Consider the following 12,829-nt stretch of genomic DNA (forward strand, 5'->3'; position numbering starts at 1 on the left):
AATGAGAACGATTAAGTGTCGTAAGGGCATTTGGTGGATGCCTTGGCATGCACAGGCGAAGAAGGACGTGATACGCTGCGAAAAGCCGTGGGGAGCTGCGAATAAGCTTTGATCCATGGATATCCGAATGGGGAAACCCACCTTAAATGCTTGGAGAATCCAAACTGATCGCAAGGTCGGCTTGGGTTTCCAAGCATTGTGATAAGGTATCTAACTCTGAATACATAGGGGTTAGAAGCGAACGCAGGGAACTGAAACATCTAAGTACCTGCAGGAAAGGACATCAACCGAGACTCCGCAAGTAGTGGCGAGCGAACGCGGACCAGGCCAGTGGCAATGAGGAATAAAGCTGAACAGGTTGGAAAACCTGGCTAGAGTGGGTGATAGCCCCGTAAGCGTAGAACACTCATTGTCCTTGAGTAAGGCGGGACACGTGAAATCCTGTCTGAACATGGGGAGACCACTCTCCAAGCCTAAGTACTCGTGCATGACCGATAGCGAACAAGTACCGTGAGGGAAAGGTGAAAAGCACCCCGACAAGGGGAGTGAAATAGAACCTGAAACCGGATGCCTACAAGCAGTCGGAGGGCGCAAGCCTGACGGCGTACCTTTTGTATAATGGGTCAACGACTTAGTGTAACTAGCAAGCTTAAGCCGGTAGGTGTAGGCGCAGCGAAAGCGAGTGTTAATAGCGCGTTCAGTTAGTTGCATTAGACCCGAAACCGAGTGATCTAGCCATGAGCAGGCTGAAGGTTGGGTAACACCAACTGGAGGGCCGAACCCATATCTGTTGCAATAGATCGGGATGACTTGTGGCTAGGGGTGAAAGGCCAATCAAACTCGGAGATAGCTGGTTCTCCGCGAAATCTATTTAGGTAGAGCGTCGACCGAATACCCCAGGGGGTAGAGCACTGGATGGGCTATGGGGACTCACCGTCTTACTGATCCTAACCAAACTCCGAATACCTGGGAGTACTAGTCGGCAGACACACGGCGGGTGCTAACGTCCGTCGTGAAGAGGGCAACAACCCTGACCTCCAGCTAAGGTCCCCAAGTCATGGCTAAGTGGGAAAGGATGTGAGGATCCCAAAACAACCAGGATGTTGGCTTAGAAGCAGCCATCATTTAAAGAAAGCGTAACAGCTCACTGGTCTAAATAAGGGTCTTTGCGCCGAAAATGTAACGGGGCTAAAGCCATGCACCGAAGCTGAGGATTTGCAGTTTACTGCAAGTGGTAGCGGAGCGTTCCGTAAGCCTGTGAAGGGGTACCCGTGAGGGGCCCTGGAGGTATCGGAAGTGCGAATGTTGACATGAGTAACGATAAAGGGGGTGAGAGACCCCCTCGCCGAAAGACCAAGGGTTCCTGCTTAAAGTTAATCTGAGCAGGGTTAGCCGGCCCCTAAGATGAGGCAGAAATGCGTAGTCGATGGGAACCACGTTAATATTCGTGGGCCTGGTGGTAGTGACGGATCGCGTAACTTGTTCATTCTTATTGGATTGAATGGGCGAGGAAGCGGTTCCAGGAAATAGCTCCACCGTACAGACCGTACCCGAAACCGACACAGGTGGTCAGGTAGAGTATACCAAGGCGCTTGAGAGAACTATGTTGAAGGAACTCGGCAAATTGCACGCGTAACTTCGGAAGAAGCGTGACCCCTTTATACGCAAGTGTAATGGGGTGGCACAGACCAGGGGGTAGCGACTGTTTATCAAAAACACAGGGCTCTGCGAAGTCGCAAGACGACGTATAGGGTCTGACGCCTGCCCGGTGCTGGAAGGTTAAGAGGAGAGGTGCAAGCTTTGAATCGAAGCCCCAGTAAACGGCGGCCGTAACTATAACGGTCCTAAGGTAGCGAAATTCCTTGTCGGGTAAGTTCCGACCTGCACGAATGGCGTAACGACTTCCCCGCTGTCTCCAACATAGACTCAGTGAAATTGAATTCCCCGTGAAGATGCGGGGTTCCTGCGGTCAGACGGAAAGACCCCGTGCACCTTTACTATAGCTTTACACTGGCATTCGTGTCGGCATGTGTAGGATAGGTGGTAGGCTTTGAAGCAGGGACGCCAGTTTCTGTGGAGCCATCCTTGAAATACCACCCTTATCGTCATGGATGTCTAACCGCGGTCCGTCATCCGGATCCGGGACAGTGTATGGTGGGTAGTTTGACTGGGGCGGTCGCCTCCGAAAGAGTAACGGAGGCGCGCGATGGTGGGCTCAGACCGGTCGGAAATCGGTCGTCGAGTGCAATGGCATAAGCCCGCCTGACTGCGAGACTGACAAGTCGAGCAGAGACGAAAGTCGGTCATAGTGATCCGGTGGTCCCGTGTGGAAGGGCCATCGCTCAACGGATAAAAGGTACGCCGGGGATAACAGGCTGATGACCCCCAAGAGTCCATATCGACGGGGTTGTTTGGCACCTCGATGTCGGCTCATCGCATCCTGGGGCTGGAGCAGGTCCCAAGGGTTTGGCTGTTCGCCAATTAAAGCGGTACGTGAGCTGGGTTCAGAACGTCGTGAGACAGTTCGGTCCCTATCTGCCGTGGGTGTAGGAATATTGACAGGATCTGTCCCTAGTACGAGAGGACCGGGATGGACATATCTCTGGTGGACCTGTTGTCCTGCCAAGGGCATAGCAGGGTAGCTATATATGGAAGGGATAACCGCTGAAGGCATCTAAGCGGGAAACCCACCTGAAAACGAGTATTCCCTATCAGAGCCGTGGAAGACGACCACGTTGATAGGACGGGTGTGGAAGTGCAGTAATGCATGAAGCTTACCGTTACTAATAGCTCGATTGGCTTGATCGTTCTCATTGACCATGCTCATCGGCCCGGACAAAACCGGGCGATGATGCCAAATACGTGTTCAAAAAGACAAACAGGTAATCCCTGTACCAGCTTCTCAACAACATTGCCCTTAGCCGACCTGGTGGTCATGGCGGGGTGGCTGCACCCGTTCCCATTCCGAACACGGCCGTGAAACGCCCCAGCGCCAATGGTACTTCGTCTCAAGACGCGGGAGAGTAGGTCGCTGCCAGGTCTGCTAAAGGCAATGTTGTCAGGTTTTGTAAAAGCAAATACCTCAGGTTTTGCATCGCAAATACACCAATCTTCTCAACACAAAATCGGCCCAAGCCGAAAACATCGGGCCGCATAAAGCGGCCCTTTTTGCTTGGTAAGAACTCTCAAGCGCAACAATCATAGTTGCGCTCTTGGCGCGGGGTGGAGCAGCCCGGTAGCTCGTCAGGCTCATAACCTGAAGGCCGCAGGTTCAAATCCTGCCCCCGCAACCAATCAGAATTGCAAATTATCCCTCGGGGGATAACATCTTCAAAAGCTCCTCGGCATAAAACTCGAGGAGCTTTTTGCGTTTGATCGAGAAGACGTCGAGCAAGTGACTTGTGACCTGAGATCCAATTTCCCTCCAGTTTCAGGAGAATCTTGGGCTTATAATCTGGCCTCATGCGGCGTGGTTTTCCATAGCCATTTTTATTGCGAATTCACTGGGGGTGATATCGCCGAACGACGAGTGCGGTCTGTTTGTGTTGTAATCCTCCTTCCATGCGGTAAGGTCGGCGCTGGCTTGAGCAAGCTACGAGAACAGGGTCTCGTTGAGGCACTCGTCGCGGAAACTGCCGTTGAAGCTTCGACGAAGCTGTCTGCATCGGCTTGGTACAGGTCACCTGCCGACTGCCTGAAGGGCCCGTCTTGTTGATCTCCTGACATCCTACTCTTGCGCCCTTTAATCTCCCGGCGGACATGCTGACTAGCCGGCGACGATCAGGCGTTTTGCGGCGCTTGAAAATCAGCAAAGGTCGTTGCAAACAAGAGTTGCGGTTTCGTCGGGTCGTTGTTCGCTTTTGGAAGACCGGCAATTACTTCGCGGGCTTTCGTGAGAAGCGCGCCTAAAACGGGGCTTGGCGGTATACTGCGCATACTGCAGCCTTAAGCGATGGGGATACTGTGACGGGCACTGGTACTTCGGTGATGCCGGGCCGTTCCGGCCTGCAAGCCTCCAAGCGTGTCTGCCTGCTGGGCGCCACCGGTACGATCGGTCGGGCGACATCTGCGGCACTTGTGCGGCGGGGATATGAGGTGGTCTGTTTGGTCCGGCCGCCCGCTGGTTCCAGTGGAGCGAGGGTGCCAACGACACTCTCTCGAGTAATGGAGGGTGTCTCTGTCCGGTTCGTGGATGTTTCCGATCCCGTATCACTGGATCGCGACGGGTTTTCCGGCTCCAGATTCGATGCTGTGATCTCGTGCATGGCCTCGCGCACCGGCGCGCCGAAAGATGCCTGGGCCATCGACCACCGCGCGCAGCTGAACGTTCTGGAAGCGGCACAGCGTGCAGGCGTTGATCACTTCGTCCTTTTGTCTGCAATCTGCGTGCAAAAGCCGCTCCTCGCCTTTCAACGCGCCAAGCTGGCGTTTGAGGCAGCCCTGCTGGCATCCGGTCTTCGCTATTCCATCGTGCGCCCGACCGCTTTCTTTAAATCCTTGTCCGGCCAGATCGAACGCGTCCGCAATGGTCGCCCCTTTCTGATCTTCGGAGACGGCACACTGACCTCCTGCAAGCCCATCAGCGATGGCGATCTGGGCAGCTATCTTGTCGACTGCCTGGAAGATGCACGCCTCTGGAACTGCATCTCGCCGATCGGTGGGCCGGGTGAGGCGATCACACCACGCCAGCAGGGCGAAAATCTCTTTGAACTCCTCGGGCGCCAGCCGAGGTTCCAATCGGTTCCAATCGCCTTGCTCGACGGCATTATCGGTGGCCTCGCAACCCTTGGCCTGATCGCACCGTCCCTGCGCGAGAAGGCGGAACTGGCACGGATCGGCCGCTACTACGCAACCGAATCCATGCTTGTGCTCGATCCGCAGACAGGGCGGTACGATGCGGATGCCACGCCCTCGACGGGGACCGAGACTTTAATCGACTTCTACCGCTCTGTCGTGGCCGGCGGTGTCTTGCCTGAGAGGGGAGACCACGCCGTCTTTTAGGTTTCTGTGAGGCCTGAAGGATTAGCGGTCTGAGAACGCAGGGTTCCATTGCCACTTAGTGCCTGGCCGGCGGTGGGTTGAGGCGATCTTAAGGCATGATGGGGTGCAGGACATGGCCAGAAGAGGGAAGATGATGATGACGATATTTGCCTGGGTGGCCGGGTTCACTGTCCTTGGGATCATCGCCATCGCTGTCTGGCTTTATGAGCCCGACAAACAGCGTGCTGCATTGGAGGAAATCTATGCAGGGGAATATCGCATTGTCGACGGGGTTCGTCTGCGACTGCGCGACACCGGCCCTACGGCCGCCCAGGCCATTGTCATGCTCCACGGTTTTGGCGCCAGCCTGGATACCTGGGAGGATTGGGCACAGGCCTTGTCGACACGGTACCGGGTTATTCGCTTCGACTTGCCGGGATTTGGGCTGACCGGGCCAGATCCGACGGGCGACTACACCGACGCTCGCAGCATGAAGATCCTGGGCGACCTGATGGACCAGCTGGATGTGGCCCGCGCCAGCCTGATCGGCAATTCCCTGGGCGGACGCATTGCCTGGAACTTTGCCGCCATGCATCCGGATCGGGTGATCAATCTCATCCTGATCTCTCCCGATGGTTTCGCCAGTCCGGGCTTTGACTATGACAAGCAATCAGAGACGTCGCTGATCATGCGCGCTCTGCCCTACACGGCACCGCGCAGCATGTTGAAGGCTAATCTGGCTGCGGCATACGGAAACCCGGACGTCCTGAGCGAGGCAAGCGTCACCCGCTACCACGACATGATGCTGGCACCTGGTGTGCGTCCAGCAATCCTCGCACGCATGAGCCAGGTGATCCTGCGCGAACCCGGTCCAACGCTCGCCCGCATACAGGCCCCAACGCTGCTTCTCTGGGGTGAGAAAGACGGCATGATCCCGATCAGCAATGCGGATGATTATCTGCAAGACCTGCCAAATGCCACGCTGGTGCGCCTACCGGGACTCGGTCATTTGCCCTTTGCGGAAGATCCGGTTCAGTCGCTTCTCCCGTTGGAGCGTTTCCTGTCAGGCAAGGCGCCATAGGGCCTCCATTAAGGCAGGGGTACAAACTCTGGATGACGTAGGGACACAACCCCACAATTTGGCCGTTTCAAGGACGCTTCACATCTGTGGTCGGCGGGTGGTTTCAGTGATCGAGCAGAGAAGCTGGGGTATTTGAACCGTTTGCAGGCCGCCGAGCTGGTGTCGATCGGCTATTCCGTCGCCTTCAGCGTTACCCCTTTTTGCTTGAGCAGCCGTACGATTTCCTGCAGATCCCCAACTGACCGCGCAAGCCGATCGACCCGCGTCACGACCAGGTTGTCGCCGTCGCGCATGAATTCCAGAAGCGTGTTAAGCTCTTTCCTATCCTGCTTGGTCGATCCGGATTTCTTTTCCTCCTGGATGACCGTGCACCCCGCCGCTTTCAGAGCCGCCTCTTGAATCGCCAGATACTGATCGATGGTGCTGACCCGCGCATACCCGTAAATCGCCATGAAGCGTCTCATTAGCTTCTAGACCTTCTTTGGGTAGCGTCTCATAACTGCAGAATCAAACCAAATGATACACTGATTTACGTCTCACGGAGATTGTCTCAGCAGGTATACCCAAACGAAGCTGTGGCTTCATTTTGCGGAGGGTTCGGTCGTTGACCACCGATGCGCGTAGAATAGAGGGGACAGAGACGTGCCCAATCGAAAAGCTGCGTGATACGTGCACGGTGCGAGAGAGAATGTGTTGCGAAGCTTATAAACTTAGTGTCATCTCTTCATGAGATGAAGCCCGTTAATTGGTGGGGGGATTACCACCTGACCTATGTCGCGATGACGCGCCAAAGGGAGGATCTGTATCTCTATTTCGGGTGCCGCTCCTTCGAGATGAGTGGTGGGCTGACGAAGATCCTGTCGCGGCAAAACGCGAAGGAGACAACCCTCGACTACGAGCGCGGCACGCTCTACCGCGACGCGCTTCACTTTGCCGAAAACCGAGGCCTACACATCGTTCACGTGGAGCGAACGCTGCTGCGAGACCGCCTCGACTGGACGCTGCGCCAGAAGAAAAAGCTCACGTATCTCGCCAACCGCCTTCGCGCGCTCGGCGAATGGCTCGGCTTGCGGCAATCCCCGCTAGCCCAATCAGCCAAGGAGTCGGAACCCATGGTCGCCGGCGTAACCCGGTTCGAGAATTCCGTCGCAGATACGGTCAGCGAGAGGCTCGACGCTGATCCGGCCTTGAAGAAGCAATGGGAGGAGGTTTCGATCCGGTTCCGCTATGTGTTCGCCGATCCCGAAACCGCCTTCCGGGCGATGAACTTTGATGCCGTGCTGGCGGATAAGGACATGGCGCGGCAGTTACTTCAGAAGCCTAAGACCGAACCGGCATCGATCGGGCCGCTGAAGGATAAGACCGGCATTCTTGCCAGCGAAACGGAGCGCGACGCGCGACGCGTCGCCGAGGTCAATGTGCCCGCCCTGAAGCGTGACCTCGAACGCTATCTGCAGATGCGAGAGAGCGTTACCTGCGCATCGGCTTTGCCGGCGAGGGCGGCCGCGTGCTGGAGGCGGTCAAGGGCGTCGCCTTCCGCGTCGGCCGGGAAAAACTCGGCATCGTCGGGGAGAGCTGTTCGGGCAAGAGCCTGTCCAGCCGGGCGCTGATGGGCGTTCTGCCCCCTCACGCGCGGGTTTCGGCCGATGCCATGTCCTTTGCCGGCATCGATCTTCTCTGGGCTTCGCCGGCAATTGCGCGGCGGCCGCATGGGCATGATCCTACAGGACCCGAAATTCTCGCTGAACCCGGCCTTGCGTGTCTGCCAGCAGATCGCAGAGGCAATCCGGCTCGGCGACTGCACGATGCCCCGCGTCGCCGTGCGTCGGAATGTTCTGGAGGTGCTGGAGGCGGTGCATATCCGTTCTCCCGAGCGCGTCTTCGATCTCTATCCGCAAGAACTTTCCGGCGACATGGACCAGCGCGTGTTGATCGCCATGATGGTGGTGCGCGAGCCGGAGCTGCTGATCGCCGACGAGCCGACCTCCGCCCTCGACGTCGCCCTGCAGGCGCAGGTTCTGGAGATCATGGACGAACTGGTGCGCAGGCTTGGCATGGGGCTCATCCTCATTAGCCACTATCTCAACCTCGCCTCGCGCTTACGCGCGGGTTGCTGGCCTGCCTTCCCGCCATTGACGGGCCGCTGACGCCGCAGCCGACCTTTGTGCGCGAAGCGAGCTGGAGCGAGGCCGGCATATGATCCGCATCGAAAACCTCACCGTGTGCTTCGGCAGCGCCATCGCCGTCCGCTACCTTAGTCTCTCGGTGGCGCCGGGCGAGAGTTTTGGCCTCGTCGGCGAAAGCGGCTCGGGACAATCCACCGTGCTGCGCACCCTCATGGGCCTTAACCGCGACTGGACGGGCACAGTCAGCCTCGGCGGCATCGGCCTGCGCAAGGGGCCGCGAGCGGAGCTGATCCGCCTTGCGCAGATGGTGTTCCAAAACCCTTATGCCTCGCTCCACCCGCGCTATACGATCGGCTAGGCTCATCGCTGAGCCGATGCGCATCAACCGCCTGCCGGATCCCGACGGCCGCACGGTCGAACTGCTAGAGATGATCGGTCTGACGGCGGCGCACCGCTTCCGCTTGACGCACGAGCTTTCCGGCGGCCAGAGCCAGCGTGTGGCGATTGCCCGCGCGCCTTCGCTGTCGCCGCGCCTTCTCCTGCTCGATGAGACGACTTCGGCGCTCAATGTTTCCGTACAGGCGAAAATCCTCAACCTGCTCAATCGGTTGCGACGGGAACTAGACCTTACCTTCGTTATCGTCAGCCACGATCTCGCGGTAATTTCCTATATGTGCGACCGGCTGATGGTGATGCAGAACGCCTCGTCCGTGGAAACACTGACCGGCGAACAGTTGCGCGCCGGGGACATGCAAGCCGACTATACCCGTACGCTCTTCCTGGCGAGCCATCGTCGATTGAAGGTCGCTCAACTGGGCGATGAGTTCTGAACCCCAAGCTCAAGCGCCGGACGCTGGAGTTTCTGAGCCGTGATCACGATGACTTGCTGGTTCCGCGCCTCGATCGTCTGACGGCCATCAGCACTAGCGGATGGCACTCAAACGTATAGCCTATTTTAGCTCCGTTCTATCTCTCGCCGTAGTACAATCAAGCTCGTCAAGTCATCTACACTATCCATCGCTGAGACTTCGTTCCGCAGTTCGTTCAGTGCGTTGATGGATCCGACCTCAACCTCCACGACGAGGTCGAGCTGGCCGCTGACCGAAGACACCTTGCGCACGGCCGCGTAGCCGGCTAGCCGGTCAAGCACGCCGAGCGAGGGCGTGCGCTTCAGCGTCACCAGCAGGAAGGCCTGGATCTGGCCGTCGTCGAGCTGGCCGATATCGGCGCGGTAGCCCCGAATTATACCCGCCTTTTCCAGTCGCGTGACGCGCTCCGTCGTCGCACTGCGGGACAGCCCTATGCGACCGGCAAGCGACTTCATGGGGATGCGCGCTTCCTTGGTGAGGATGCTGAGGATCATCCGGTCGATGCTGTCCGTGCCCTGCATAATGCTACTCTCCGCCACGCCGACAAGATGACGGTTATTGCATACACAGTGCTGGCGCAACCGGCATAATGCCGGGTGCGCCAAAGGGCCGTCCATGCAAATCTTCGTATCGAGAAGAGGATTGCCATGAACGACATACTGAAGACGACCCCGGATTTTTCCCTCGACGCCGCAGCCGGCCTGCTCAAGGAGCATTATGGTCTTGCCGGCAAGCTCTCGCCGCTCGCCAGCGAGCGCGACCAGAATTTCAAGGTGGAATCGGCCGAGGGGACCTTCATCCTGAAGATCGTCAATGCCGCCGAGCCGGCGGTGGAGAGCGATTTCCAGACAGCACTCCTCGCCCATATCGGCACCCACGCCGGCGATCTGCCGGTGCCGCATATCCGCCCGACGCTGTCAGGCGAAAGCTTGGCCTTCATCACCAGCACTCACGGCGCCGCGCACCGCCTCCGCCTCGTCAGCTGGGTCGAGGGCGTGCCGCTCGCCGAGACGGGCCGCAGCGAAGCCGCACTCGAATCCCTCGGCCGCATGCTCGGTCGCTTAGACGCCGCCCTGAAGGGCTTCATGCATCCCGGCGCGTTGCGCGATCTCGACTGGGACATCCGCACTGCCGCCCGCTCGGCGGGCCGCCTTTCGCATGTAGCAAATGCCGAAGACCGCGCCCTTGTCGAACGCTTCCTCAAGCGCTTCGCCACCGTCGCGCCGCGCCTTTCGACGTTGCGGGCCGCCGTCATCCACAATGACGCCAACGATTGGAACGTGCTGGTCGATGCCGCCAACCACGACCGCATCTCCGGCCTGATCGATTTCGGCGATGCGCTGCATACGCCCGTTATCGCGGAAATGGCGATCGCCGCCGCCTATGCCGGTCTCGATCATGCCGACCCGATCGGCGCCACCGCCGCCATCATCAGGGGCTTCCACGCCGAGTATCCGCTGCTTGAAGAGGAAGTCGATCTCCTCTTCGACCTCATCTCGATGCGCCTCGTCACATCGGTGGCCATCTCCGCCTCGCGCCGTGTCCACGCCGAGGACAATCCGTATCTCACGATCAGCGAGCGCCCGGCGTGGACGCTGCTGCGCAAGCTCGACCGCATGAACCCGCGCTTCGCCACCGCCATCCTGCGCAAGGCCTGCGGCTTCGAGGCCGTGCCCGGCGCCCGCGCGGTCATCGACTGGATCGAGACGAACCGCAAGTCGCTCGCGCCCCTCCTCGAAAAGCCCGCGGCGACCTATCCCGCCGCGCTCGTGCCCTATGCGGACCCCGCCCATCCGATGACGATCGCCTCCGCCGCCGAGCGGCCGGACGAGGCGCAAGCGATCTGGGAAGCCTATTGCCGCGAGACCGGAGTCGAGCTCGGCATTGGCCCCTTCGCCGAGGAACGTACCGTCTATGCCGGCGAGATGTTCGTCTCCCGCTTCATCGAAGGCGCGCGCCGCACGCACCATCTCGGTTTCGATCTCTTCCAGGCCGCCGGCACTAGGGTCTTCACGCCGCTTGCCGCGACCGTCGTCAGCGTCGAGGTCGAGAGGGATCCACTCGGTTATGGCTGCCTGATCGCACTGCGCCACGAGCCCGAGGGCTGCCCGCCCTTCCTCTCGCTGTGGGGCCATCTCGCCCATGAAGCCGTCAACCGCCTGAAGGCCGGCGACCGGTTGGAAGCTGGCGCGCTGGTCGGCGAAATGGGCGCGCCGAAGGAAAACGGCGGTTGGGCGCCTCATCTCCACCTGCAGATCTCCACCGACACTACGCTCTCGGCCACCGAAATCCTTGGCGTCGGCGAGCCGCGCTATCTCGACGTCTGGACGGAACTCTTCCCCGATGCCCGCACCTTCGCCGGCATCGCGAAGGAATTGTTCAAACGCCAGGGCCGCTCGCATGAGGAGATCGTCAAGATGCGGCGCGATCTGCTCCTGCCGAACCTCTCGATCTCCTACGACAAGCCAATCAAGTTCGTGCGCGGCGAAGGCGTCTGGCTGATCGATGACAGCGGCCGGGCCTATCTCGACTGCTTCAACAATGTCTGCCACATCGGCCATGCCCATCCGGCCGTAGTGGAGGCGATGGCCAGGCAGGCGGCGACGCTCAACACCAACACGCGCTACCTGCACGATAACATTGTCGCCTATGCCGAGCGACTCACGGCGACGCTGCCAAAGGAGCTGACGGTCGCCGGCTTCGTCAACAGCGGCTCGGAAGCCAACAGCCTGGCGTTGCGCATGATGCGCGCCCATACCGGCCGCGAAAACGCCATCACGCTCGACTGGTCCTATCACGGCACGACGCAGGAGCTGATCGACATCAGCCCCTACAAGTTCCGCCGCAAGGGCGGCAAGGGCCCCAAGCCGCATGTCCATATCGCTGCCGTGCCGGACAGTTATCGTGCTCCGTCGGACTGGCCGATCGAGGAGCACGGCAAGCGCTTTGCCGAAAGCGTCGCCGAACAAATCGCCGTCATGAAGGCCAAGGGCGAGGGGCCGGGCTTCTTTCTCGCCGAATCCATCCCGAGCGTCGCGGGCCAGGTCTTCCTGCCGGAGGGTTATCTCAAAGAGGTTTACCGGCTGGTGCGCGAGGCGGGCGGCGTCTGCATCGCCGATGAGGTTCAGGTCGGCTTCGGCCGCGTCGGGAGCCATTGGTGGGCTTTCGAAACGCAGGGCGTCGTGCCCGACATCGTCACCATGGGCAAGCCGATCGGCGACGGCCATCCGCTCGCCGCCGTCGTCACGACCCGCGAAGTCACCGACAGCTTCAACAACGGCATGGAATATTTCAATACCTTCGGCGGCAACCCGGTCTCCTGCGCCGTCGGCCTTGCCGTGCTCGATGTCATCGAGGGCCAGGACCTGCGCGGCAATGCGCTTGCCGTCGGCAATTACCTGATGGACGCCTTCCGCGACATGCAGAAGCGCTACCAGGCAATCGGTGACGTGCGCGGCCTCGGCCTCTTCATCGGCATCGAGCTTGTCACGGACCGCAAGACTAAGGCGCCCGCCACCGAATTCGCCCGCGCCGTATCCAACGGTGCGCGCTGCCGCGGCGTCTTGATGGGCACCGAAGGGCCGCATGACAACGTGCTGAAGATGCGCCCGCCGATGATCTTCTCCAGGCGCGACGCCGATCATCTGATAGCCGTGCTTGAGGAAACCTTCGCCGGCGTAGAGAAGACGTTCGGCTAACGCCCAGACATCATTTTTTCAAAACCTGTCAGCTGGGGCGCTTTCCCCCGGCCGGGAAGACGCATGCCAAAAGGA

Annotated in this window: 4 protein-coding genes, 1 tRNA gene, 2 rRNA genes and 5 pseudogenes; 9 read left to right on the plus strand and 3 right to left on the minus strand. The window is 59.4% G+C overall.

Annotated features, from left to right (window positions below; translation table 11 throughout):
- Positions 1–9 precede the first annotated feature (9 nt).
- The 3 genes from BSY240_RS16135 to BSY240_RS16145 all read left to right on the plus strand — a co-directional run bounded on the left by BSY240_RS16135 (position 10) and on the right by BSY240_RS16145 (position 3,293).
- Positions 10–2,808: ribosomal RNA gene (locus BSY240_RS16135) — 23S ribosomal RNA — on the plus strand.
- A 117-nt stretch (positions 2,809–2,925) separates the two neighbouring features.
- Positions 2,926–3,040: ribosomal RNA gene (rrf, locus tag BSY240_RS16140) — 5S ribosomal RNA — on the plus strand.
- Between the two features lie 176 nt (positions 3,041–3,216).
- A tRNA-Met gene (locus BSY240_RS16145) sits at positions 3,217–3,293 on the plus strand.
- A 167-nt stretch (positions 3,294–3,460) separates the two neighbouring features.
- Here the strand turns inward: BSY240_RS16145 and BSY240_RS24265 are convergent.
- A pseudogene (locus BSY240_RS24265) lies at positions 3,461–3,646 on the minus strand (integrase core domain-containing protein); the annotation flags it as partial.
- Positions 3,647–4,029: 383 nt separating this feature from the next.
- On the opposite strand from BSY240_RS24265, the gene BSY240_RS16150 reads away from it, so the two are divergent.
- Positions 4,030–5,001: an NAD(P)H-binding protein gene (locus BSY240_RS16150; RefSeq protein ID WP_083229747.1), complete on the plus strand. Its 972-nt coding sequence runs from the start codon at positions 4,030–4,032 to the stop codon at positions 4,999–5,001.
- A gap of 130 nt (positions 5,002–5,131) precedes the next feature.
- Positions 5,132–6,061: an alpha/beta fold hydrolase gene (locus BSY240_RS16155; RefSeq protein WP_210183759.1), complete on the plus strand. Its 930-nt coding sequence runs from the start codon at positions 5,132–5,134 to the stop codon at positions 6,059–6,061.
- Positions 6,062–6,234: 173 nt separating this feature from the next.
- On the opposite strand, the pseudogene BSY240_RS16160 reads toward BSY240_RS16155, so the two are convergent.
- Positions 6,235–6,513: pseudogene (locus BSY240_RS16160) on the minus strand (recombinase family protein); the annotation flags it as partial.
- Between the two features lie 303 nt (positions 6,514–6,816).
- Between BSY240_RS16160 and BSY240_RS16165 the strand changes: the two are divergent.
- From BSY240_RS16165 to BSY240_RS24270, 3 pseudogenes are all read left to right on the plus strand, one after another.
- Positions 6,817–7,536 (plus strand): annotated as a pseudogene (locus BSY240_RS16165) (BID domain-containing protein); the annotation flags it as partial.
- Positions 7,536–8,261, plus strand: a pseudogene (locus tag BSY240_RS24615) (ATP-binding cassette domain-containing protein). The pseudogenes BSY240_RS16165 and BSY240_RS24615, both read left to right, overlap by 1 nt.
- Positions 8,258–9,017, plus strand: a pseudogene (locus BSY240_RS24270) (ABC transporter ATP-binding protein). Before BSY240_RS24615 ends, BSY240_RS24270 begins: the two co-directional pseudogenes overlap by 4 nt.
- A gap of 125 nt (positions 9,018–9,142) precedes the next feature.
- Here BSY240_RS24270 and BSY240_RS16180 read toward each other — a convergent pair.
- Positions 9,143–9,577: an Lrp/AsnC family transcriptional regulator gene (locus BSY240_RS16180; protein ID WP_069042963.1), complete on the minus strand. Its 435-nt coding sequence runs from the start codon at positions 9,575–9,577 to the stop codon at positions 9,143–9,145.
- A gap of 126 nt (positions 9,578–9,703) precedes the next feature.
- On the opposite strand from BSY240_RS16180, the gene BSY240_RS16185 reads away from it, so the two are divergent.
- Entirely contained in the window at positions 9,704–12,754 is a 3,051-nt protein-coding gene (locus BSY240_RS16185; RefSeq protein ID WP_069042964.1) for an aminotransferase class III-fold pyridoxal phosphate-dependent enzyme, read from the plus strand.
- Positions 12,755–12,829 lie beyond the last annotated feature (75 nt).

The sequence above is a fragment of the Agrobacterium sp. RAC06 genome (genome assembly GCF_001713475.1).
GTDB lineage: Bacteria > Pseudomonadota > Alphaproteobacteria > Rhizobiales > Rhizobiaceae > Allorhizobium.